Annotated in this window: 22 protein-coding genes and 1 tRNA gene; 11 read left to right on the top strand and 12 right to left on the bottom strand. The window is 70.2% G+C overall.

The annotated features are described in order from the left end of the window. The first annotated feature begins 101 nt into the window (after nucleotides 1-101). Together CFLA_RS04100 and CFLA_RS04095 are read left to right on the top strand one after the other, a co-directional pair. Nucleotides 102-479: a YciI family protein gene (locus CFLA_RS04100; RefSeq protein ID WP_013116058.1), complete on the top strand. Its 378-nt coding sequence runs from the start codon at nucleotides 102-104 to the stop codon at nucleotides 477-479. After that, nucleotides 476-1672: an RNA polymerase sigma factor gene (locus CFLA_RS04095; protein ID WP_013116057.1), complete on the top strand. Its 1197-nt coding sequence runs from the start codon at nucleotides 476-478 to the stop codon at nucleotides 1670-1672. Before CFLA_RS04100 ends, CFLA_RS04095 begins: the two co-directional genes overlap by 4 nt. 99 nt (nucleotides 1673-1771) lie before the next feature. On the opposite strand, the gene CFLA_RS20315 is transcribed toward CFLA_RS04095, so the two are convergent. Then, entirely contained in the window at nucleotides 1772-2638 is an 867-nt protein-coding gene (locus CFLA_RS20315) for a L,D-transpeptidase (protein ID WP_187291330.1), read from the bottom strand. Between the two features lie 72 nt (nucleotides 2639-2710). Between CFLA_RS20315 and CFLA_RS04085 the strand changes: the two genes are divergently transcribed. After that, a complete protein-coding gene (locus CFLA_RS04085; protein ID WP_187291329.1) occupies nucleotides 2711-3418 on the top strand; it encodes a nucleotidyltransferase domain-containing protein in 708 nt (235 codons plus the stop codon). Nucleotides 3419-3528: 110 nt separating this feature from the next. Here the strand turns inward: CFLA_RS04085 and CFLA_RS04080 are convergent, their stop codons facing one another. From CFLA_RS04080 to CFLA_RS20310, 4 genes are all read right to left on the bottom strand, one after another. Continuing rightward, entirely contained in the window at nucleotides 3529-5742 is a 2214-nt protein-coding gene (locus CFLA_RS04080; protein ID WP_013116054.1) for a DEAD/DEAH box helicase, read from the bottom strand. A 417-nt stretch (nucleotides 5743-6159) separates the two neighbouring features. Beyond that, on the bottom strand, nucleotides 6160-8043 hold the full coding sequence (locus CFLA_RS04075; RefSeq protein ID WP_013116053.1) for an endo-1,4-beta-xylanase: 1884 nt from the start codon (nucleotides 8041-8043) through the stop codon (nucleotides 6160-6162). Nucleotides 8044-8277: 234 nt separating this feature from the next. Then, entirely contained in the window at nucleotides 8278-8985 is a 708-nt protein-coding gene (locus tag CFLA_RS04070; RefSeq protein ID WP_245530300.1) for a PKD domain-containing protein, read from the bottom strand. 196 nt (nucleotides 8986-9181) lie between these two features. Next, entirely contained in the window at nucleotides 9182-9757 is a 576-nt protein-coding gene (locus CFLA_RS20310) for a DUF6318 family protein (protein ID WP_187291328.1), read from the bottom strand. A 42-nt stretch (nucleotides 9758-9799) separates the two neighbouring features. Between CFLA_RS20310 and CFLA_RS21075 the strand changes: the two genes are divergently transcribed. The 5 genes from CFLA_RS21075 to CFLA_RS04040 all read left to right on the top strand — a co-directional run bounded on the left by CFLA_RS21075 (nucleotide 9800) and on the right by CFLA_RS04040 (nucleotide 15595). After that, nucleotides 9800-10138, top strand: a complete 339-nt coding sequence (locus CFLA_RS21075) for a helix-turn-helix domain-containing protein (RefSeq protein ID WP_187291327.1) — start codon at nucleotides 9800-9802, stop codon at nucleotides 10136-10138. Between the two features lie 86 nt (nucleotides 10139-10224). Next, a complete protein-coding gene (locus CFLA_RS04055) occupies nucleotides 10225-11064 on the top strand; it encodes an NAD(P)H-binding protein (RefSeq protein WP_013116050.1) in 840 nt (279 codons plus the stop codon). 143 nt (nucleotides 11065-11207) lie between these two features. After that, the gene (locus tag CFLA_RS04050) at nucleotides 11208-11831 is read left to right on the top strand and encodes a hypothetical protein (protein ID WP_013116049.1); all 624 of its coding nucleotides are present in this window, start codon (nucleotides 11208-11210) and stop codon (nucleotides 11829-11831) included. Between the two features lie 504 nt (nucleotides 11832-12335). Next, nucleotides 12336-14225 (top strand): helicase HerA domain-containing protein, encoded by a 1890-nt coding sequence (locus CFLA_RS19450; protein ID WP_013116048.1) that lies wholly within the window; start codon nucleotides 12336-12338, stop codon nucleotides 14223-14225. A gap of 144 nt (nucleotides 14226-14369) precedes the next feature. Beyond that, nucleotides 14370-15595 (top strand): IS3 family transposase gene (locus tag CFLA_RS04040; RefSeq protein WP_085955045.1). Its coding sequence is split into 2 segments (ribosomal slippage): nucleotides 14370-14673 and nucleotides 14673-15595, totalling 1227 coding nucleotides; the frame shifts between segments, so codons are not numbered across the junction. Nucleotides 15596-15674: 79 nt separating this feature from the next. Here the strand turns inward: CFLA_RS04040 and CFLA_RS04035 are convergent. Together CFLA_RS04035 and CFLA_RS21240 are read right to left on the bottom strand one after the other, a co-directional pair. Next, on the bottom strand, nucleotides 15675-16550 hold the full coding sequence (locus CFLA_RS04035) for an IS3 family transposase (RefSeq protein WP_013116045.1): 876 nt from the start codon (nucleotides 16548-16550) through the stop codon (nucleotides 15675-15677). Then, nucleotides 16547-16834 (bottom strand): IS3 family transposase, encoded by a 288-nt coding sequence (locus CFLA_RS21240; protein WP_013116044.1) that lies wholly within the window; start codon nucleotides 16832-16834, stop codon nucleotides 16547-16549. Before CFLA_RS21240 ends, CFLA_RS04035 begins: the two co-directional genes overlap by 4 nt. 185 nt (nucleotides 16835-17019) lie before the next feature. Here CFLA_RS21240 and CFLA_RS04025 point away from each other — a divergent pair, with 185 nt between their 5' ends. The 3 genes from CFLA_RS04025 (at nucleotide 17020) to CFLA_RS04015 (ending at nucleotide 20890) form a co-directional block, all read left to right on the top strand. After that, nucleotides 17020-18669, top strand: coding sequence for an NACHT domain-containing protein (locus CFLA_RS04025; RefSeq protein ID WP_013116043.1), 1650 nt, complete (start codon nucleotides 17020-17022; stop codon nucleotides 18667-18669). Then, a complete protein-coding gene (locus tag CFLA_RS18890; protein ID WP_052302674.1) occupies nucleotides 18666-19541 on the top strand; it encodes a pentapeptide repeat-containing protein in 876 nt (291 codons plus the stop codon). Before CFLA_RS04025 ends, CFLA_RS18890 begins: the two co-directional genes overlap by 4 nt. A 341-nt stretch (nucleotides 19542-19882) precedes the next feature. Beyond that, on the top strand, nucleotides 19883-20890 hold the full coding sequence (locus CFLA_RS04015; protein WP_013116041.1) for an IS481 family transposase: 1008 nt from the start codon (nucleotides 19883-19885) through the stop codon (nucleotides 20888-20890). Between the two features lie 181 nt (nucleotides 20891-21071). Here the strand turns inward: CFLA_RS04015 and CFLA_RS04010 are convergent. The 5 genes from CFLA_RS04010 to CFLA_RS03990 form a co-directional block, all read right to left on the bottom strand. Beyond that, nucleotides 21072-21144: transfer RNA gene (locus CFLA_RS04010), tRNA-Arg, on the bottom strand. A 38-nt stretch (nucleotides 21145-21182) separates the two neighbouring features. After that, complete coding sequence (locus CFLA_RS04005) at nucleotides 21183-21713, bottom strand: DUF488 domain-containing protein (protein ID WP_013116040.1); 531 nt, start codon at nucleotides 21711-21713, stop codon at nucleotides 21183-21185. Nucleotides 21714-21853: 140 nt separating this feature from the next. Continuing rightward, on the bottom strand, nucleotides 21854-22081 hold the full coding sequence (locus CFLA_RS04000) for a hypothetical protein (protein ID WP_013116039.1): 228 nt from the start codon (nucleotides 22079-22081) through the stop codon (nucleotides 21854-21856). 27 nt (nucleotides 22082-22108) lie between these two features. Continuing rightward, on the bottom strand, nucleotides 22109-22660 hold the full coding sequence (locus CFLA_RS03995; protein WP_013116038.1) for a DUF6036 family nucleotidyltransferase: 552 nt from the start codon (nucleotides 22658-22660) through the stop codon (nucleotides 22109-22111). After that, a complete protein-coding gene (locus tag CFLA_RS03990) occupies nucleotides 22657-23154 on the bottom strand; it encodes an excisionase family DNA-binding protein (RefSeq protein ID WP_148234280.1) in 498 nt (165 codons plus the stop codon). Before CFLA_RS03990 ends, CFLA_RS03995 begins: the two co-directional genes overlap by 4 nt. Between the last annotated feature and the right edge of the window lie 225 nt (nucleotides 23155-23379).

The following is a 23379-nucleotide window of genomic DNA, read 5'->3' as shown; positions in this document are numbered from 1 at the left end:
GGTGTCTGCCGGGCGGGTGCTCGATCGTCATCGGGGTGTGCGGCCGCGACGGCCCACCGCCGGGAGGCCCGGCGCGCCATGATGAGACCGAGGAGGGCGCCATGCGCTACACGATCCTGCTGCACTACCCCGAGATGACCCCCGAGGACATGGGCGAGGACGCCTGGTCGGAGGGCGAGCGGGAGTTCACCGCGTACGCCGCGACGCTGCAGGCCGCCGGGGTCCTCGTCGGCGCGGAGGTGCTCCAGCCGTCGTCGAGCACGACGACGCTGCGCACGGTCGATGGCGTCCTCCAGGTGCAGGACGGGCCGTTCGCGGACACCAAGGAGCAGCTCGGCGGCACGTTCGTCGTGGACGTGCCGGACCTCGACACGGCCATCGAGCTCGCGCGCCGGGCACCCGGCGTGTCCTGGGGTGCCGTCGAGGTGCGGCCCGGTGCGCTGTACACCGTGGAGGGCGTCTGGACGCCGAACGCGTGAGCGACGCGCGGGCGGCCGCCGAGCGTGCCGCCCGCGACGCCTACGGCCGGCTCGTCGCGCTGCTCGCGGCGCGCTCCGGCGACGTCGCGCTCGCCGAGGACGCCCTGGGCGACGCCTTCGAGCAGGCGCTGACGCGCTGGCCGGTCGACGGCGTGCCGCGCTCCCCCGACGCCTGGCTGCTCACCGCGGCCCGCAACCGCATCCGTGACGTGTGGCGCTCGGCGGCGCACCGCCGCACCGCGCCGCTCCCCGACGACCCGACGACGCTCGACGCGCTCGCGCGCGACCCGCTGGCCGACGTCGACCCGGACGCCGTGCCCGACCGACGCCTGGCCCTGCTGTTCGTGTGCGCGCACCCGGCGATCGCACCCGACGTCCGCACACCGCTCATGCTCCAGACGGTCCTCGGGCTGGACTCGGCGCAGGTGGCGACGGCGTTCGCGGTGACGCCCGCCGCCATGCAGCAGCGCCTCGTGCGGGCCAAGCGGCGCATCGCTGCCGCGCGCATCCCGTTCGTCGTGCCGGACCGCTCGGCCATGGCCGAGCGGCTGCCGCCGGTGCTCGAGGCCGTCTACGGGTGCGCGGCGGTCACGTGGCGGCAGGGTGCGCACGACCTCGCGGGCGAGGCGCGGCACCTCGCGCTCGTCCTCGCCGCGCTGCTGGACGACGAGCCCGAGGCCTGGGCGCTGGCCGCGCTGGTGACGCTGTCGCTGGCCCGCCGGCAGCCGCGCGGCGTCTTCGTCCCGCTCGACGAGCAGGACCCGGCGACGTGGGACGCGGAGCTGCTCGCCGAGGGCGAGGCGCTGCTGCGGCGGGCGCAGCGACGGCCCGGTGTGCTGGGACGGTTCCGGCTCGAGGCCGCGATCCAGGCGGTGCACGCCGACCGCCGGCGCACGGGCCGCACCGACTGGGCCGCGCTGCGCACGCTGTACGTCGCGCTGGACGCGGTGGCGCCGAGCCTCGGCGCGCGGGTCGCGCTCGCGGCCGTCGTGGGGCGCGTCGACGGCCCGGACGCAGGACTAGCCGCGCTGCCGCCGGAGCCGTCGCCGCCGTTCCAGCCCTGGTGGGCGACGCGCGCGGAGCTGCTCGCACGGGCGGGTTGCACCACCGAGGCCGCGGCGGCGTTCCGGCGGGCCGCGGAGCTCGCCGACGACGACGCCGTGCGGGCGTACCTCGCGGCGCGCGCCGGGTGAGGTGGCGCGTGCTGCCGGTCGCTGCGGTGCGGCTGCCCACCGTGGCGATCCTCGTGCGCACGGAGGAATCTGATAGTCGGACAGTGAGAGGCGGAACCTCTACGCCACCGTGAGCACCGTGCCCGCCGGCACCTTGCCCCACAGCATGTCCAGCACCTCGTCGGTCACGCGGATGCAGCCGTTGGAGATCGCGCCGGTCTGCGCGAACGGGCTCGTGTGGATCGCGGTGGCCGACGTGCCCGTGGCCTTGTCGTAGACGTCGATCGTCTCGCTCTGGCTCGACAGGAGGAGGACGCGCGGCGTGTACGTGCCGGGCTGCTCCCACTGCGAGCCGACGACAAACTGCGGCACCGCGGGCGTCGGCGAGCGCGGCGCGCCCACGGCCTTGACCGGCACGGTCGTGGACGTCGTGCCGTCGTCGATCGTCAGCGTGAGCGCCGCCAGGTCGAGGTGCAGGCGCCAGTCGGTGCCGGTCGTGACGGTGTCCTGCGCGCGGATCCACACGCTGCGGCCGTTGACCTGCGCGACGTCCTGGCTGGGCAGGGCGCTGCGCGTCGCGACGAGCACGCGCAGCCACCCGCCGCGCTGCTCGATGACGGGCAGCACGGTCGGCACGTCGAGCGTCACCGCGGGGACCGTCGTCACGGCCGTGCCGTACATCGCGTCGTACCCGGCGGTGTCGCGCACGACGGTCGCGGTCTGCCACGTGCCGAGCGACGGGTCGTCGTTGCGGCGCTGCTCCAGACCGTCCGTGCCGGGCAGGCCGGGGACGAGCACGCGCGGCTCGGCGACGGGCAGAGCCGTCAGGTCGACGGGCGCGAGGTCCGGCGGCGGCGGGACCGCGACCTTGGCGGACTCGACGGGCGCGCGCACGACGACGGGCCCGGTCGCCGGTCCGTCGTCCGCGCAGCCACCGAGCAGCAGCGCACCGAGCAGCGCCACTGCGACCGTCCGTGTCGTCCTCACGCCACCATGGTGCGGGACGGCGGGCGCAGCGACGAGCCGGGTCCCGCGCCCGGGCTCCCTAGGCTGGGTGCCGTGACCCCACCGGGCCCCGAGATCCGCCGTCTGGTCGACCACGTCGTGGCGACCCGCTTCCCGGCTGCCACCGGTGTCGTCCTGGCCGGGAGCACCGCGACGGGCACGAGCACCCCGACGAGCGACGTCGACCTGCTCGTCCTCGGCCCCGGCGCGATGTTCGACGACGGGCGCACGAGCCTGGCCGCGACCGTCGAGGAGTCCGGCCGCCTCGTCGAGCTGTTCGCGTACACGCCGCAGGCGTACCGCGAGTGGGCCGCGCAGGAGGTCGCCGCCCACCGGCCCGTCATCCTCGCGATGCTCCGCGACGGGATGGTGCTGCGCTCGGACGCCGGGGTCGACGAGCTGCGCGCCTGGGCGACGGGGCTCCTGGCCGCCGGCCCGGTGGTCGACCCGCACGCCCTGGACCTGCGGCGTTACCGCGTCAGTGGCACCCTCGACGACCTCGCCGACGCCCGCGACCCGCTGGAGCGCGCGGTCCTGCTGGCCGAGGCGTTCCACGGCCTGGCCGAGCTCCTGCTGCTGGCGCACGGGCAGTGGCTCGGGCACGGCAAGTGGCTGGTGCGACGGCTGCGCGAGTGTGACGCGGAGGCGGCGGACTCCCTGGGGCGGGCGGTCGTCGCCGGCGACGTCGGGTCGTTCGTCACCGAGGCGGACACCCTCCTCGCTCCCCTGGGCGGCCGCCTCCAGGCGGGCATGGTCCGCTGACGGCCCGTCCCTGAGCCGTCGAACAAGTCCTTCTGCCGCTGAAGCGGGTCCAGAACCGGCAGAAGGTCTTGTTCGCGGCAGTGGTGACTCGGCGTGGGACCGGGCCGCCGTCAGCCGCCCAGCGGCCCGCGCATCCGGGCCCTGGGCGACCGGGCCGCGGCGATGACCGGGTCGCCCGCCGCGTCCTCGGCCGCCAGCGCGTCCGTCAGCAGCCCCACCAGCGCGTCGAGCTGCACGTCGTGCGACCCGACCGAGTCGTCCTCGCTCGCGCCGTCGAGCGCGCGGGCGGCGAGACCGGACTTGGAGTCGATGAGCTCGGCGATGCGCGCGTCGATGGTCTGCGCGGCGATGACGCGCCAGGCCGTGACGGGCTCCTCCTGGCCGATGCGGTGGATGCGGTCGATGGCCTGGGTCTGCTCGGCGTCGGTCCACGAGAGCTCGGCGAGCACCAGGTTGGACGCGACCTGCAGGTTCAGCCCGACGCCGGCCGCCATGAGCGAGCACACGACGATCTGGACCTCGGGGTCCTCGGTGAACGCCGCGACCGCCTTGGCGCGAGCCCGCGGCGTCTGGTCGCCGCGGATGGACGTGTAGCTGATGCCGCGCTCGGCGAACGTCTTCTCGGCGTGGTCCATGACGTCGACGTGCTTGGCGAAGAACACGACCTTGCCGACGTTGCGTGCCAGCTGCGCGGCGTAGTCGGCGGCGAGGCCGGCCTTGGCCTGGCCGATGCGCCGGACCATCGTGAAGACGTTCTCGCCGTTCGCCTTCGAGCTGGAGTCCTTGAGCTCGGCGGCGGCGACGCGGCGCGCGAGCTCGGGGTCGACGCCGAGGACGTCCGTGCCGCGTGCCTCGACGGCGGCGCGGTACCGGCCGACGAGGCGCTGCGCGAGCGCCGCCTCAGCTGCCCGGATGGAGCGGCCGACGGCGCCGTCGAGCTCGACGGGCAGGTCGGCGACGCGCCGGGCCGGGATGTCCTTGGCGACGTCCGTCTTGCGGCGCCGCACGATGCCCATCTCCACGACGCTGGAGCGCGCCGCCGCGGAGAACCCGCGGTCCGCCGGCGTCAGCCCGGTGTCCTCGAGCGACGTCAGCAGCGAGCCGAGCGGCTTGGTCGCGTCGATCCAGCCGAGGAACTGCCAGATCGCCCGGAAGTCCTCGATGTCGTTGATGAGCGGCGTGCCCGTCAGCGCCATGAGCAGCGGGCGCGCGGTGCGGGCGCGGATGCGCTCGGAGATCTCCAGCACGTGCCGCGAGCGCTGCGAGCCGGTGTTCTTGATGAAGTGCGCCTCGTCGACCACCATGCCGCGGAACCCGTGGTCCCCCAGCCAGCCGGCGTGCCGGTCGAGGATGTCGTAGTTGACGATGACGACGTCCGCGAACGCGTCGACCTGCTCGCCGTCGCCGTGGACGACGGTCGCCTGGCGCAGCGGCGTCCACAGGCCCACCTCGTGCGCCCAGTTGGTCTTGACGACGTTCGGCGCGACGACGAGCAGCGGGAACGCGTCGGCGGCCTGCGCGGCGAGCAACGCCTGGGCCGTCTTGCCGAGACCGGGCTCGTCGGCCAGCAGGAACGTGCGGTGCCCGCGTCCCGCGGCGGCCACGACCTGCGACTGGTGCGGCATGAGCTCGCGCCCGGGCGGCGTGGGGACGTGGCGCGGCTCGGGGAGCGTCATGCACGCCGGGGCGCCGGGGCTGGCGTCCTCGAACGAGCGGAACAGCGGCTCGAGCAGCTCCCACCCGGCCAGGCGGCGGGGCTTGGCGACGACGCGCTGCGCCGCACCCTCGTAGTCCGGTGCGAGGAACGGGTTGGCGAGCCGGCGGGACAGCACGGACTGCGGGACGACGCGCTTCTCGGCACCCGGCTGCGGCGTGGGCGGCGCGGCCGGCTCGGGCTCCGGCTCGTCCGGGGGCTCCATGCCGCCGGCGCGCATGACGGAGGCCTTGTAGGCGTGGGCCGCGTCGGAGACCTTGGCGTCCTCGGCGAGCAGCGCGAGCAGCGTCTGGTCGCGCGCGGCGATCCGCGCGAGCTGCGTCGCGACCCCGTCGAGACGCTTGAGCTGCTCGGAGCGCTTGGCCTGCGTGAGCGTGGTGTCCGCCATGGCGCGGGCGCGCTCCTCGCGCACCAGCAGGGCGACGACCTGGAACTTCGTCCGCACGCCGGGCCGCGTGGGCGTGCGCTGGACGGCGTCGTCGACCTCGCGCGCGATCCCCGCGAGGACGGGGATCAGCTCTTTCTTGGCGGGCCGGGACGTGCGGCGTCGCTGCGTGTCCGTGCCGCCGCCGCGCGTGCGACCGGACCCACGTCGGCCTGCTCCTGCCACGTCTCCTCCTTCGCGCCCACCCGCACCGCGGCCGCGGCGCGGCGCGCTCGTGCGTCCTCAGCAGGGCCGGCCGTGGGGACGACGACCCCACGACGTCACCGGGGCAGCCCCTGCGGGGGTGGACGGCCGACGGCCGTGCAGCTCCCCCGCGCGTCACCGGCGGGTCCGTGCTGACGTCGGTGGTGCCACCGGCCGGACGCCTCCGTGAACGCTCACGGGGCTCGGTCCAGGCCCTGCACCATCACCGACTGTCTCGCAGCCTACCGCCGGGTCGCCTCAGCGCGGGGGTGCACTCGCCCACGGGTGTGCGCCCGCCGGGGTGACGCGAGGCCCCCACCCCGCCCGGATCGGATCGTCCGGCGGCGTGAGGGCCTCGTCGTCGGCCGTCAGGAGGTCACGGCCGTGGTGGTGCCGGGGTCACGACCTCGGCCTGGTCGGCTTCTCCTCGAGGTTCGCGATCGCGTCGAGCAGCGCGGCCGTCGCCTTGTTGATGCGGTCCTGCTTGTGCTGCTTGGCGAGGACGTGCTCCGCCTCCTTCTGCGCCTTCTTCACGGCGGCGAGGCTCTTGCCGGTGTACACGTCACCGGACAGGTCGATCTCCCCGAGGCCCGCGAGCGCGCGCACGAGCGCCGAGGTGTCCGTGATGGCGTGGCGCACGCCGAGCCACTTCTCGGGGTCGGCGCTGGCCGCGGCCCCGAGCTTCTCCGAGAAGTCGCTGTTGAGGATCAGGGGGTTGTGCGTCGAGCGCCAGCTGAGCTGGTCGTTCAGACCCCAGAACGTCACGCGGTTGAGGTCGGTCGAGTACTTCTTGTAGACGGCGAAGTACTCGGCGAAGCGCTGTGCCTGGATGGCCTCGAGCTCGGCGCGGTTGGTGATCTTGCCGACCCAGTACGTGAAGCCCTCCCGCTGGAAGCGGTCGGCGACGGTCGGGTCGGTGAGGTCGCGGTACAGGCTGCGGTCCTCACCCTCGGGCTGACCGTTCCACGCCTCCCAGACCTGCAGGTCGAGCTCGCTGATGCTCGCCGAGAAACCGGCCTCGATGATGAGCTGGAGCGAGCGCTCGACGGACGCGTGGTCCGAGCATGCGCCCGGCTGCCACTCCTCCGCCGCGTCGTCGACCAGCTCCGGCAGACGCGTGTTCCCGGAGCACGCGAACGCCGGGGTCTGGTTGATGTAGTTGTGCGACTGCAGGCCGATGGACTCGACCAGCGGGCGCGGGTCCTCGGGGTGCTCGGCGGCGTACCGCTCGTTGAGGTCGGTGGCCATCGCGATGATCGCCTGCGCCTTGCCCTCGGACTGGAAGACGTTGAAGTCGTTGTACTCCAGGCGCGCCTCCGGCCCGTACTGACGGGCGAACACGAACGCGTCGTACAGGAAGTCCGCGGGGCTCTCGCCCGCCTCGACGTCTGCACCGTTCGCGTACGACGAGTACCAGCGCGAGAAGCCGCCGTTGGGGCCGCCGCGCAGGAAGTCGCGCCAGTCCTGCGTCGCGGGGTCGAACTCGTCGAGCCCGTCGACGAACGCCTCGTTGACGACGTCCCACGAGACGGCCTTGCCCTGGAAGTGCGTCAGCACCTCCTTGATGAACCGCTCCATGTTGGCGCGGGCCTGCTCCCGCGTGCCGCCGGTGTCACCGGAGTTCAGCCGCGGCGGGGACTGCCCGTGCCACACCAGGACGTGCCCGTGCACCTTGATGCCGCGCGCGAGGGACTCGTCGACGAACGCGTCGGCCGGCGCCCAGTTGAACGTCCACTCGCCCGTCTCCGGGTCGATGTTGTCGTTGGGCAGCAGCTGGTCGGGCTTCATGAAGTTCTCGGCCGTCATCACGTCGTAGTGACGGTCGACGACGGCGGAGTTCGGGGAGCCCTCGGCGTACGTGCCGGGGTGCGAGTAGATGTTCCCCACGTCGAAGTAGTCGCGGTAGACGTCCTTCAGCGGCTTGATCGCCTTGCGGAACGACGTCTCGATGACGACGTCCTGCGCGGGCATCTCGAACGAGCCGACGCGCGCGCCGATCCAGCCGAGGTCGGCGGACGTCCACCCGGCCCACACGTGGTCCTTCTTCGGGGTGGCCGTCACCTCGACGGTCTCCCCCGCCTCGAACGTGCCGCCGCCGGTGGCCGTGCCGCCGGGCCCGGTGACGCGCACCTCGACGTCGAACGTCTCGGCGACCGCGGCATGGGCCGGTGCCGTGAAACCGACGACCGCCAGGGCGACCGCTGCGCCTGCGCTCGTCCACCGCGCCGTCCGGCGCAGCGTGCTCGTCGGGGGACCGTCACCTCGTCGTGAGGAGACCCTCATGTTCACTCCCTCTCCGGGTACGCCACCGGAGCGCATGCCGCGGCGGAGCCCCCGATCTGGCCGGCATGACCGCGAGTGCCCACGCCCGGCCGATCGACGGTGACCGACGGGCGCGGCAGACCCACGTCCTGCTCGTGCGTGTTTATCGCTAAACGCACTCAGGTGGGTGACACGCTAGGTAGCCGTTCGGGTGACGTCAAGCGCTCGTCCGTCACGGCGCGGCGTGGACGCGAGTCAGCAGTCCGGGGGTGTCGGGACGTCGGTGCAGAGACTGTCGACGAGACGTGAGGTGCGCTCCTCGGCGGTGAACGGCGGGGACGTCGCCGAGGTCGTGGCGGTGCCGGTGACGTCCCGCCAGGTCGGGTCGCCGTCGACGCGGTAACGCCCGGACCACTCGGTGGTGAGCGTGATCGCGTACGTCCCTGGCTGCTCGTACTCGTGGAACGTGTCGTGATCGGGGTGGGGTGCGCCCGGCGAGCGGGTGTCGAGGGTGTGACCGTCGCCGAAGTCGTACGAGTACCGCGTCGGCACCGCCTCGACGTCCACACCGAAGCCCGCGAGCGTGGTGCGCAGCGCGACAGGCGTCGGGTCGGTCATCACGATCGTCTCGATGTTGACCAGCACCCAACCCCGGTCCGGTTGCAGCCGCAGCACCGGCGCCGGGATCGGCAGGGACCGGAAGTCCTCGACGGTGAGCACCGGCAGCACGGGCTCGCACGAGCCCTGGTCGAGCAGCTCCCAGTCGCCGGTCGTCCCGTCCGGGTACGTCCACTGCCGCCACGTCGGCAGCACCGCGAGCTGCTCGCAGTCCGTGCGGGGCGTCAGCGGGACGCCCGACTGGCACCAGCCGTCCGCCGGGGCCATCTCGGGCCGGCCGTCGGAGTAGCAGATCAGGCGGTTTCGGTACGTGGGGACGGGTTGCGGCTCCTGGGGCTTCGACACGGCGGGACGGGCTGGGATGCCTGGCGCTGCCGCTCCCCACCAGCTCTGGAGATCGAAAGTCCGGGACCTGCTGTTCACGAGCCCGGTGAAGCCCCGAACGCCGCCCACCGACTGTCCGTCGTCCGCAGCGGCCGCCTCCGCGCCGACCAGAGCCAGCGAGGCGATCACGACGAGACCAGCGACTCTCGACCTCACGTCAGCTCTCCGCCGAGGTCTCGGCCGGAATCTCCTCGAATCCCATCTCCTCGACTCGCCAGCCACCGTCCCAGCTCAGCGCGAAGACTGCGGAGTAGCGCCCGCCTGGATCCGAACCGACCACCGCTCCGCCGGAGTCGAATCGTTCGGACGAGTCCTGGACGACGACCATGTCCACGCCGAACCAGCGGTCTTCGGCGATCTCCCGCGCCTGCGCCTGCTCGATGGTGAAGGCGGCGCCGGTGCTGGAGTCCCCCACCTCAACCATCCCGTCGACATCGCTTGCCAACCCCACGCAGAGCTCGCACGACGATGCGGTGATCGACCGCCACAGGCCTGTGTCACCCGAGGCGAACGTGTACGCGACGAGCTCGAGCACGTACGTCGCCGCCGCGATCGCCCCGTCCGTCGTCGGCTCGTCCATCGCGGCAGGCCGCTCCGGCCGCCTCGTCAGGTCGGGCGTTGGCGACGGCTCCGGAGTCGCGCTGACGGCCGGCGTCGACGACGGCACCGGGTCGACCGGCTCGTCGAACCCGCATCCGCCGAGCAGCAGACCCCCGACGAGCACGACGACCACCGGGCTCCGCTTCACACGCACCTGGGACACGCGGACAACGTAGTGCGAACCGGACACCGCACGAGCGCAGTCCACCCCGCCTGTGGACAACTCCAGGTCACGACCCGGGGACACGTAGGTCTCTCGCAGACAGAGCTCGCGGAGGCCATCGGCTCGTCACGCCCGACGGTCTCCCCCATGGAACGTGGCGCCCCCGTGGCCGTCGACACCGTCCTGGCTGCGCTCGCGGAGTGCGGTGACGAGGTCGTCGTCGTGCCCCGCGGTTCGGTCGTCACGGTGACGTCGCGACCGGGCTCCTGCACGTCTGGCTCGCCGGGGTGTGATGCCGCAGAGCGGGAACGACTCGGGCGCGAGATCGTGGTGCAGGACTCGACGGACTGACGGGTCGACGACGTGTGCGCCGACGTCGACATCACCCGCCGACGAGGCGTCCGGACAGGACGGTTGACCAAGAGGGAGGAGCTCTCATGACTCGTGTGCTGGTGACCGGTGTGCGCGGCAAGACCGGCGTCCCCCTGGCGCAGCTGCTCGCAGCCCGGCCGGGGGTCGAGGTGCTCGGTGGCAGCAGCGACCCGGCGACGGTGACGCTCGACGGCGTGCAGCCCACCGCCTTCTCGTGGGACGACGTGTCGACGTGGGCGGCCGCGACGGACGGCGTCGACGCGGTGTACGTCGTGCGGCCGGACCGCGCGGACGCGCCCGAGCTGATCGGCGCGCTGCTCACGGGGCTGCCGGCCCAGGCGCGTGTCGTCCTGCTGTCCGAGCGGCAGGCGGACTCCTCGGGGCCCGGCGGTTGGGCGGCGCGCACCGAGCAGGTCGTGCGCCGCAGCGGTCGACCGTGGACCGTCCTGCGCCCGGGCTGGTTCATGCAGGTGCTGACGGACGAGCGCTTCTACCTCGGCCCGCTCGTCGAGGACGGCGAGCTCGCCTTCTCGAGCGGCGGGGCGAGTATCGCGTGGATCGACGCGCGGGACATCGCCGCGGTGGCCGAGCGGGCACTGCTCGACGACGGGCACGAGGGGCAGGTCCACGAGCTCACCGGCCCCGAGTCGCTCACGCTGCCGCAGGTCGCGCAGCACGTCTCGACGGCCGCCGGCCATCTCGTGACCCACCGGGAGATCCACCTCGACGAGGCCCTCGACGGCCTCGGCGGGTTCGAGCGCGACCTCACGCTGTGGACGTTCGAACGCGTGCACGCCGGCTTCTTCGCACCGGTGACCGACACCGTCGAGCGCCTCACCGGCCGCCCGGCCCGGACCCTCGAGACGTTCCTCGCGGACTCCGCCGCGGCGCTCCGGCGGGGCTGACGGCCCGCGGCCGCCGGACGCGTCAGCGTGCGCGCGGAAGCAGACCGACGGCGGGCGCCGCCGGGAACCGGGCCGGTGTCCCCGACTGCTCCGCCCGCGCGTACGGACTCCAGCATGCCGCGGGACATGCCGATGACGAGGACGTGGAAAGACTCCCGGGCCTGCTGGCCCACGAGCCGGTGTACTGGATCGAGCGCGTGGCCGCCCTGTCCGGCGGTCGGCTGCGCACCGAGCTCGGCTTCTCGGACGTCGCCGCGCACCCGTACGAGGCCCTCGTCGAGGGGACCGTCGCGATGCTGCGGGGCGTCCCCGGGGTCGAGCGCGTGATCCACGAGGACCGCGAGGTCGTCCTCGTGGACAGCCGCGGCGTGGCCGTCGAGCAGCTCGGTGACGTCGTCGACCGGTACTGGTTCGAGCACCTGCCGAGCACACCGATCGACCCCGGCTACGAGACCGACCCGTCGGACGTGCTCGCGTCCCCGTGGCCGTCCGTCCCCCCACCCCCGCGCGGCCCGGTCCCCGCGACCGAGCCCGCCGAGCCGACGCTCCGCGACCTCCGGGAGGCGATGGCACTGCCGCCGTCACGCCGGCGGATGTGGACGTACCTCGTGTGCGGGGCCGTCCCGCTCGTCGGTGGCGCGGTGCTGGCCGCGACACCCGGGGGCGGGAACGGTGTGATTCCGATCGTCCTCGGAGCGGTCAACATCGCCGTCGGCGTGCGCATCGCGGTGTGCCGGGCGTCCCTTGCGGGGGCGCGCGAACACTGAGCGGCGCGGCCGCACGTGCACACCGTCGCCGGTCAGCCACGCCGGACGACCGATGCGCACGCGTCGAGCTCGCGATCGACGCCGTTCGGCTCCGCTACGAGCTGACCGGCAACACCACTCTGTGCGCCTGGGCAGATTCGAACTGCCGACACCCGCTTTAGGAGTTCGATCTTGGACTATGGGCAGCGCTCTGACCTGCGGAACTACATGCGGGTAGTTCGTCGGGTGACGCCCTTACGGGGCTCTCGCTGACCACGCGCTGACCACGCCTCCCCCCGAAGCCGGCCCGGACGAGGCGACGCCTTGTTGTGCTGACCGAGTCGGAGAGAGCGGGGACACGAGTGCCGCACCGCCTCGAACGCCGGAGTGCAGCAGCTCGGCCTCTCTAGGGGGAACGGCGAACATTGAGGGGGCTATGGCTCGAAATGGCACGCCGCTCGGGCTGCATGCGAGACGATTGCGCGGAAGAGCTATGACACGCGCTCACCCGAGGGAGTCGATCTGGTGCCTCGCTCAACGGATCGCCCAAGCGAGCGACCCGCCTGGATCCGGCGCGTCCGGGTCTTCCAGGCGCTGGCTGCAACCGCAATCCTGCTCGTCGCTGCCTCGAACGTGTCCTCCGAACCACTGGCCCAGTGGTGGTTCTGGGTCGCTGCGACTACCGCGCTCACACTCGCCCTTGTCGAGCCGTACTACACCGGTGTGCAAGCGGCGATGCTCTTTGGTGCCGCAGGCCTCGCGGCCGGCCTCACTGCTGATCGGGCGGGCGTCGAGCCGCTCTGGATCGGCCACGTCGTCCTTGCCGGTGCCGTCTTCGTCGCCGCCCTTACCGCCCTCGCAAGTCAGCCAGGGAGACTACGCGACGGATCACGGTGGGTCGCGACCCGTTTCGGACGACCTCTCTGGCTTGGTCTATCAGCCGTGACGATCGAAGCATTACGACAGGCAGCGTCTGGCGCACCGACGATCGCGATGACACTGGCTGGCGGCACGCTCGCCGCGGTTCTGGTAGCCGCCCCAGACTGGTATCGGCTCGTGGGCGTGGCGCAGCCAGCGCCGGATGGCATCGCAATTTTTGAAACCGCGGTGGAGCCAAATCTGATGCTACTCGCGACCGACAGGCGTTACACCCCTGGCGCCTACGTTGAAGTTCATGGCGTTACGGCTTCACGAGGGGTCGTAGTCGGAAATTTGGCGCACAAGGGCGGGAACCGGATCCAGGTCGCCTTGGAAGAACCATGGCACGAGGTCGCCGATTCCAGTGGTCAGCAATGTGAGGTAGTGACGCTCTCCCACCCTCCTGCTCGGGCGGTCGCGTTTGTCTCAGAGGGCTCTACGGACCGGGTACTCAGCCTCCGCCCGTTCGGCGGCCTTGTTCGGGGGGACACCGTCTACTGGGAGGAGGCGACCTCCGGCGCGCGATACCTCTACCAGGTAGTGGCACGCGAGCTGGCAAGGGAAATGTGGGACGCCTCATCCGTGGTTACCGAGAGAGCGACCGCGGTGCTGCTGGGTGCTGCGGGTCCAGGTGGTCTAACCCCCGGCACCGCGCTTCCTGCGCCGTATGTTCCGGTGCTCTCGGCGGATGAGGTGACCGGACCGCTGGCTCCGGGATTTGAGCGAATCGGCACCATCGCTGGAACGGCACTGCCCTTTGGAGTCTCCGTCGCACAGCTGCGCGGCCACCACCTTGCGATCCTCGGCATGTCAGGCATGGGTAAGAGCACGGTTGCCCGGCGACTCATTGACCTCATGTCGTCAGCATCGGTCGTCGTTTCTCTTGACGGGACAGGTGAGTACCGGGCGCGCTTTGGACTGCCCGCCTGGAACGACGCGGTGGGACTCACCACTCCTGGGGCATGGGTATACGAACCCGCGGGCGTTCCCGCGCTGCGCGTATCTGAGTTCATCAAGATGGCGATGACGCAAGCGGCAGCGGAATACGCGGTAGGGGACCCACTACGGCGCACTGTCCTCCTCGAGGAGGCTCACTCTTACCTGCCGGAGTGGAACTTCGTTGCCGACCGCAACGAATCGAGCTACGTAGCCCAAAGCTGCCGCTACATTCTCCAGGCAAGAAAGTTCGGCTTGAGCTTCATTCTCGTGTCGCAGCGCACCGCAGTGATCAGTAAGTCGGCACTCTCCCAGTGCGAGAGCTATATAGCGCTGCGAACGCTCGACGCGACAAGCCTTGAGTATCTGGAAGGCGTGCTCGGCAGCCAGTTTCGCGAGACCGTCTCGGGCCTCCAGAGGTACCAGGCCGTGTGTGCCGGCCCAGCGTTCAGTACATCAACACCGGTTGTAGTGAACCTCGATCCCTATCCAGCACCGCCCCCGGCCGGTCCACCAACGTCAACCGGCGCTCCCACCACTGCATCTCACACAGGGGTCTGACTGACACGCGCTGGTGGTCGACTCATCTCTGCGGCTCACCCCCTAACGGAAGGGGCAGCCCAGCAGTAGGTGAGCGGGGCTTGACCCCGTGAGGTGGACACGCTGAACCCGGGCCTGGCCCGGAGGAAGCGAGAAGATCTGCTCATGGCAAGGAAGACGTATCCGGCGGAGTTCCGCCGTGACGCGGTCGAGCTGTACCGGACGACGCCGAGCGCGACGGTCGCGGGGATCGCGGCGGACCTGGGGATCATGGACTCCACGCTCTCGGCGTGGATCAAGGCCGCGGGGGTGCCGATCCGCGGGCAGTCCCGCCCGGCCGGTAGGTCCGCGCCGCCGGACGAGACGCCCGAGCAGGAGCTGGCACGGCTGCGGTCGCGGGTCGTCGAGCTGGAGGACGAACGGCGCAAGCTGGCCACCGAGCGGGAGATCCTGCGCGCGGCGGCGAAGCATTTCGCCGGGGAGACGAACTGGTGAGCCGCTTCCAGTTCGTCGCCGAGCACTCCAACACCTTCGAGGTGAAGCGGCTGTGTCAGGTGCTGTGTGTGGCCCGGTCCTCGTTCTACAAGTGGCTGGCCGCCGCGCCGGCTCGCGCCGCGCGGGCGGCCGGTGACGAGGCGCTGGCCGCGCGTATCCGCGCGGTGCACGTGCAGGATCGTGCGTGCGGGGCACCGCGGATCACCGTCGAGCTCAACGACGGCGCCGCCCCCGACGCGCGGGTCAACCACAAGCGGGTGGCCCGGGTGATGCGCGAGCACCGCATCGCGGGGATCCGGCTGCGACGACGCGTGCGCACCACGGTGCCCGACCCCGGCGCCGCGTTGGTGCCGGACCTGCTCGAGCGGGACTTCACCGCGAGCGAGCCGAACGCCAAGTACGTCGGGGACATCACCTACCTGCCCTGCGGCGACGACGGGTTCCTCTACCTGGCCACCGTCATCGACTGCTTCTCCCGGCGCCTGGTCGGCTGGTCCATCGCCGACCACATGCGCACCGACCTGGTCACCGACGCGCTGCTCGCGGCCGCCGCGACCCGCGGCACCCTGGCCGGGGCCGTGATGCACACCGACCACGGAGCCCAGTACGGAGCCAAGGTCTACGCGCAGCTGTGCACCCGCCTGGGCGTGTCGCGCTCGATGGGCGCCGTGGGCACCTCGGCGGACAACGCGATGGCCGAGTCCTTCAACGCCACCCTCAAGCGCGAGACCCTCGCCGGCGCGCACGGCTGGCCCGACTCGCCCACCGCCCGCCACGAGGTGTTCACCTGGATCACCCGCTACAACACCCGCCGGCGGCACTCCACCTGCGGCTACCTCAGCCCCACCGACTACGAGAACGCCCACCACGCGGCTAACCTGACGCTCGCCGCGTGAAACCACCCGCGTGTCCACCATCAGGGGTCAAGACCCGCGGGAGCCCGACCCGGTTTCCCGGACAGTTCGGATTGGGTGATCATGCCGCCGTGGTAGCGGCGGTGTGAAGGTCTTCGAACTGGTTCGGGGACCGGTAGCCGAGGCTGGAGTGGCGCCGGCGGGGGTTGTAGAAGCCTTCGATCCACTCGAAGATCGCCGAGGCGAGGTCAGCTTGACTGGCCCAGGAGCGGCGGTCGAGGAGTTCACGCTGCAACGTGGACCAGAACGACTCCATCATCGTGTTGTCCACGCTCGAGGCGACCCGGCCCATGGAGCCGAGCAGGCCGGCGGCGCGCAGCCGGTGCCCGAAGATCCACGAGGTGTATTGGCTGCCGCGGTCCGCGTGCACGATCGCCCCGGGCGCGGGTCGGCGCCGCCAGATCGCCATCTGCAGGGCATCGACGACCAGCTCGGCGCGCATGTGGTCAGCGATCGACCATCCGACGATCTTGCGGGTGAACACGTCCAGGACCGCAGCGCAGTAGACCTTCCCGGTGGCCGTGGGGTGCTCGGTGATGTCGGTGCACCACAGCCGGTCAGGACCGTCGGCGACGAACCGGCGTTGGACCAGGTCTTCGTGCGGTGCGGGCAACGGTCGCTGACCACGGCGTTTGCGCCGGTGACACACACCGACGAGCCCCGCTGCGCGCATCAGCCTGGCGACGCGTTTGCGCCCGCAGGCGACCCCGAGCCCGAGGCGCAGCTCGGCATGGACCCGCGGCGCCCCGTAGGTCGCCCGCGACCGGTGGTGAATCGCGGCGATCGTGTTACTCAGGGCCGCATCTGCGAGCTGGCGGGCGCTCGGCGGTCGACGAAGAGCCTCGTAGAGGCCCGAACGGGAGATGCCCAGCACCCGGCAGGTCAGCGCGACGGGCACCCCGTCGGCCGCGAGCTCCTGGACCAGCCGGGCACTCATTTTGGGAGCACGTTCTCCCGGGCGAAGTAGGCGCTGGCGCGCTTGAGGATCTCGTTCTCCATCTCCAGCACCCTGGTGCGGCGACGCAGCTCGACCAGCTCAGCGCGCTCGTCACTGCTTAGCCCTTCACGCCGGCCGGAATCGACGTCGTCCTGAGCCATCCATCGGCGCAGGCACGACTCGCTGATCCCCAGGTCGGCCGCGACCTTCGCGACCGGATGCCGGCCGCTGCGGGCCAGGTCCACTGCTCGACGCCGGAACTCCGGCGGCTTGGCTGCAGGCACAAGGACTCCTCTCGGAGATGACATCGTCACCTCAGACCAGGTGTCCGGGGAAGCGGGTCAGGCTCCGTGCGCCTACCCGCGGGTCGACGCGCCGCCACCGTCGTGAGCCGGATCTCCAACACGGTCACTTCCCAACCCGCTACGGTCAAGTTAGGTCCCGACCCCCAGCCACACCAGGAGCCTACGTGTCACCAGACGAGGTCGAAGCGGCCGTCGCCAGCCTATTTCGACTCAACGGGTACGAAGTCGCTGGCCCACTTCAGATACAGAGCGCTAGCGTAGACATAAGGGCGGATCGAATCGGCGATCCTTTCGCCAAGCCAGTCTTTGTCGAGGTAACAACAGAGCGAGTCGACACAACAAAGCTCGGGAAGGACCTCACCAAGTACTACGCCTGCAACGAGGCTTACCCCGGCTGCACATTCTTGATCGTTTCCACCGAAGGGTTCACGCAGTCGGTCGTGGAGCGATCGCCCAAGAATGTCGAACTGCTCACATACGAAGCTCTCGCCGCGCGCTTCGAGAAATTTCACCCCTATCAGAGCGCTGTGCTGACAGAAGGCCACCTCGCTCAGGAACTTCTCCGCCTGGCGGATGTCTACGAGCCCCCCCATTTTGACTTCGACACAAGACTCGAGCCGGCTCTCGAGGCGCTGCACGAGTGGATCGAGGATTCAGAATCCGGATCAGGATGGCTCATCGTAGTTGGCGAGTACGGCACGGGCAAGACAGCGCTCACGCAGATGCTCTTAAGGCAACTGATGGAAAAGAACAAGGCGGACCCGACCTGTCCGATACCTGTCCGCATAGAACTTCGCGACTTCACCAAACAGTTCGATGTCTCATCACTATTGCACAAGTTTCTTGATGACAACAATCTCAGCCATATACCGTTGCACTTTTTCGAGTCGCTCATCAGCCGAGGGCGCGTTGTCCTGCTTCTCGATGGATACGATGAAATGGCTCAGTACATGCATCTGCTCGAGCGACGCGTATGCCTGGAGGCGCTCGCTCAACTCGGTCGAAACGGCGCCAAGGGGATCCTCACTAGCCGTCCGAACTACTTCTCGGAAGCGGAGGAGCTGCGAGTTCTTGAAACACTATATTCATCCCTCGAGAACTCTGGCATTGCCGCCGTCGAATATGCGCGCGAGGCGGCACTCGATGAACTGTTCGAGCGACAGTTCATAAATCGTAGCGAGCGCCGCCTCCAGGACCTCGATAAGGAACAGACCGAAGCCCTCGTTTCGCGAAAGTTGTCGGGCGACCCAGACAAGAGCGCAGTCGTCCTTCGGCTACTCAACAAGGTCTCCCGCCCGAGCGACGACGGCGCCCGACTCCTCGGCGGCAAGCCGGTGATCATTTCGTACTTGGTCGACCTGGCTGACCAACTGTCCGAGCCCGGCAACGGTGGCGAAGACGACACGGGCCGGACGGACCTCGTCACCGAGTATCAGTGCTTCCGCCTCATAGTTGATCAGCTCATGCTCCGGGACCGGCGACGCTCACCCGCCATGCCCATGGACTCGAGGCGGCGATTCCTGCATCGGATGGCACTCCGCTTGAGCGACTCCGACAAGCCGCTGTTTCAGGAAGTCGACTTCGTCAATCTGATCAACGACGAGTTTCGCCAGCGGCTCGACCGCCTTCCCCCCTCGGAGCGGGAGAGCGATCGGCAGACGCTGTACGCGGACCTCCGCTCCTCTGCAACCCTTACCCGCGTCGCGGTGGGCGGGAAGGAAGGTTGGCGCTTCTCGCACAATAGCCTGCGGGAGTTCTTGGTCGTCGAGTATCTGCTATCTTGCCTGCAAGCGGGAAGGGTTCCAGCATCGTGAGGATCACGGACACCATGGAAGCCTTCATCGCGGGCGAAAGCGCCGCCTTCCTCGACGAGTGCTGCAGTCAACTAGTACAGCAGTGGTCCATCTTCAACCCTGGCGAGTTGGCGTCCACCTTCGCTCTACTTTGGAACGCGCGGAGCCCCACATGGCAAGGTGGAACCGACGAACTCTTGACGACCCTCATCGGGCCGCATGGGGGCTTCGACCACTGCCGGCTAGAACGCCTCAAGATGTTCTGTGGCACCGGGGGCGCGCTCGTGCGGTCATTCCGCAACTCCGTACTAATCGAGTGCGACCTATCACGGCTTGATCTGCGAAAGTCGAGATTCGGCGGGGCGTGGCTCGAGAGCGCCTCGTTCGAGGGTTCAGACTTGACGGGTGTGGATTTTTCCGACGCGAGCCTTCTTGACGTTGATTTCACTGGTGCCGTGCTGTCGGATGCCAATTTTCACAGTATCGACGGGGGGCTCTCCCTTCGCTTCGCCGGCGTGGAGTACACCAAGGAGCGGGCGCTCGGCCTTCTCGCCTCACGCGGCGCTATCGTGCCGCCTGTCGATGCCATCTATATCGCTATGGCGCACCCCCATTACGAGATTGCGAAGAAGATCGCTCGGCGGGTATGCGAAGGAGGCGCTTCACAGTACCTTGGCCTCACCCAGCGCGGCGCTTCAGCAAAAGATCCTGCAGCCGCCGTGCGTTTCGTTGACACGCTCGTGTCTATCGGGTACGCCGTTTTCGACAAGAGCGGGAGTGCACGGACAGTCGAGCTGACAGTGGCTGGACGGACGCCTCTTCGGCGCCTCGCTGAAGAGGACGGGCTCGATGAAGCGCTCGTTGGCTACTTCTCTAGCGGAAAGCGAACGTGACTGTCATGCGGCCTACCCAGACTCTACAGATCGGGTGGACGAAGCCCGGAGCGCACTATCGAGTACATCTGAGCACCTCGGCCACACAGTCTGTGACCATGTAGCCGCTCCCAGATGCCTCGAGCGCTCAACGGCTATGGCTGGTGCCTCGGACAGCCGTCTGCTCAGAGGCCTGGCCTCCGCCTTGAGCCGGGTGCAGCACGGATCAGCTGCTTTCACGCCTAGATGTTGCGTCTCATCAGGTTGGTGACACCGCGCGGGGCGTGAGCGAGGGGTAGGCCCGCCGGCGGCAGGATGGGAAGTGCGACCAACACATCCGCGCCGAGAGAGACCTACCCCTCATGAGCCACGCTAACGCCCCGTTGACCCCTGCCGGCAGGCTCCGCCTGGTGCAGCGCTGTCGGGCCCGTCCGATCGCTCACGTCGCTGCCGAGGCCGGGATCTCGCGACAGTGCCTGAGCAAGTGGAAGGCCCGTTACGAGCAACTCGGCGAGATCGGGTTACTCGACCGTGCCAGCGTGCCCGGGTCGAGCCCGACCCAGCTGGACCCGGGCGTCGTCGAGCAGATCGAACGCCTGCGCCGGGAGCACAAGTGGACGGCCCGCCAGATCCACCTCGAGCTGACCCGCAGCGGGCACCGCGTCTCGCTGGCGACGGTCTCGCGGTGGCTGGTCCGGCTCGGGATCAACCGGCGCCGGGACATCGACCCCGACGGGTCGAGCAACCGGGTCGTCGGGCGGATCACCGCGCGCCACCCCGGGCACATGGTTCACCTGGACGTGAAGAAGGTCGGACGGATCCCCGACGGCGGCGGGTGGCGAGCCCACGGCCGCGGCTCGACGCAGGACAAGGCCGCTCAGCGCGCCAAGACCTCCGGCGCCCGCGCGGGCTACGTCTACCTGCACTCCGCGATCGACGGGTACTCCCGCCTGGCCTACACCGAGCACCTGCCCGACGAGACAGCGGCCACCACGATCGGGTTCTTCCACCGCGCCCGAGCGTTCTTCGCCGCCCACGGCATCGACCGACTCGTGCGGGTCGTCACCGACAACGGGGCGAACTACAAGGCCACCGCGTTCACCCGCACCGTCCTGGCGACCGCATCACGCCACCAGCGCATCCGCCCCCACACGCCACGGCACAACGGCAAGGTCGAGCGCTACAACCGGATCCTGGCCGAGGAACTCCTCTACGCCCGGGTCTGGACCTCCGAAGCCGAGCGCGCCGCTGCGATCAAGGTTTGGAACGTCCACTACAACTACCATCGCGCTCACACGGCCGCCGGCGACCGCCCCCCGGCCTCACGCCTGCGCGCGGGCGTCACCAACGTCATGACCCAGAACACCTAGTTGTCTGGTGGCAGCCGCCCCACGCTCGGGCTTCCGCCGGCGTCCGTCCACGTCCTTGACAGGCCGTCCACGCCCTGAGACAAGTCGCTGACCACACGCTGACCAATGCCCGGCAAATCGGACATGCCCCTCACAGCAGTCGCGGCGCCTCTCTAGCCGCTGACCTGCACAAACACTTCTGTGCGCCTGGGCAGATTCGAACTGCCGACACCCGCTTTAGGAGAGCGGTGCTCTATCCCCTGAGCTACAGGCGCGTGGGACGGGGTCCAGGGTAACGGGAGTTGGGCACCGCCTACGGCGCGTCGTACACGACGCCGTGCGCCGTCACGCGCGCGCCTGCCGCTGGTGGGTGGTCCGTGAGCCGTCCGTCGTGCATGACGTGCCGGACGGTCACACCGTGCAGCAGCACGGCGACATCGCTGATGATCCGCCGGTGGCACCGCCACCACACGGCCTCGCTGCACATGACGACGACACCAGGCGTCTGCGCGTCGTCGAGCAGATGCGCGAGCGCGTCGCGGAACTCGTCGCCGCGCGCGTACGACGCGTACGCGCGGAAGGCGGCCACCTGCCACCACGGGTCAGCCTTCGCGTCGTCCTTCGCCTGCGAGCGCCGGCCACCCAGCCCCGGTTCCCACCGGTACGCGATGCCCGCCGCGGGCAGCGAGACCTTCAGGGCGTCGCGCGCCACGTGCGGGTGGCGGCGGCTGCCGGGGAACCGCCGCACGTCGACGACCTCACGCACGCCGGCGCCGTGCAGCAGGTCCGTCAGCTCCTCGTGCGTGAGGGTGCCGTGCCCGACGGTCAGGAGCGTGGCCACCATCGAGCCGACTCTGCCAGGACGACCGCGACCTCGCTCGTCGTCGCAGGACGTCCGTCACCGGGTGCCGTCGAGCCGTCAGGTCCCCAAGGCGGTCGCCGGCATACAAGAGGCGCCCCGGTGCCGTACCACCCGCGGTGACGTCATGCGCGGCTGTCGTCGACCCCCGGCCCCCGGCCGAGCGACCGGGCCAGGAACCCCGCCGCCCCCAGCACGGGCAGCAGCAGGATCACCAGCAGCCACACCAGCGGGTGCTCCAGCTCCGCCTTGCGCCAACGCAGCAGCGCGACGACGAGCAGCGGGAAGGCCACCAGCACGGTGAGCGACCAGAACACGTCGTACGCCGCCGGCATCGGCAGGGTGGGCTCCATGCGTGGAGGCTAGCGGGCTGCAGAACGTCAGTCAGCGAAGCGAGCCGCCATCGCGCGCACCCACGACTCGACGCGGCGCGCCAAGGGACGCGCCACCTCGGTGGCCTTCAGCCGCTCGAGCAGCACAGCAGGGTCGAGGAGCCGAGCCTCGATGAGTGCGTACACGAAGTCGAGGTCCTTCTCGCGATGTGCGACGAGCTTGGAGATCGCCAGGTCGTGGGGCTCGAGGCACAGCGCCCTGCCCGGTTCCGACGAGAGGCTCTGCCAGGTCACGATGCGCTCCTGCCAGCCTTCAGGGAGCGCGACGAGTCCGTCGACCTCCACCCCTTGCCCGTAGTACCCGTACATCTGGTGGAAGCCGGAGTCCTCGCCGATCGCACCGTCGACGGCCAGCGCCTTCTCGGCAGCACCATCCCCGAGAAACGCGACGTCCGCCTCGATGGAGCCGACGGCCTCGTCCGGGAGCTCGTCCTCGTCGTACGTGCCGAGGATCGACTGCGAGCCGACAATCAGGATGTCGCTGGTGCTCGTGATCGTCGACGCCGCCCGCAGGATGTGCGCGAGCTCGACGCGCTTCACCGTGCGGCTCGCAGTGCAGCCATCCGCTCGGCGTCCGTCAGCACGCCTGCGAACGGCGAGTTCTGCCGCAGCTCGCGTGACCTCTGCGACGGTGACGTGAGCGCCGCCAGCAGCGCGTCGAGAGGGCCGTCGAGGAGCTCCTGCCACTCGCGCAGCCACTGCGCTGGGCGACCGCGCGTGTGGCGCTCGCGCATGCGAGCGAGGTTCTGCCGCGCGACGTCGAGGAGCGTGGGGTCCTGGACGAGCTTGCCCGCGATCGCGTAGGCGAGGTAGAGCGAGCGACGCTGGTCGGCGGAGAGTCGCTGCGTCGAGTACCTGAGATGGTCGACGTCGGACCGACGCACGCGGCGGTGCGTCCCGGTCGTCTCGAACGGCAGGTCGCCACGCTCGGTCAGGTTCACGACGTGCTGCCTGGACACACCCAGCAGACGGGCAACCTCGCCCGTCGTGAGCAGCTCGTCGGCGTCCGCGGACGGCATCGTGATCGACGACATGATCCCAAGGTAGGCGGCTAAACCCAACAAACACAACACACATGGCTAGTGGTTGTGTTTGTGGCGGATGGACGAGCCGTCAGATCGACCTCGGCCGGACGTGCCGAGCCGGGCACCCGCCCGGCTCGGACAGGCATCCGTGACGCCGGCCGCAAGAGTGGTCACAGATCACCGCGTCCCGAGCGGAAGTGGTCGCAGATGTGACCACCATCCGCGGGGAAGGCC

The sequence above is a fragment of the Cellulomonas flavigena DSM 20109 genome (assembly GCF_000092865.1).
GTDB lineage: Bacteria > Actinomycetota > Actinomycetes > Actinomycetales > Cellulomonadaceae > Cellulomonas > Cellulomonas flavigena.
This window is presented reverse-complemented; position numbering and strand designations above follow the sequence as displayed.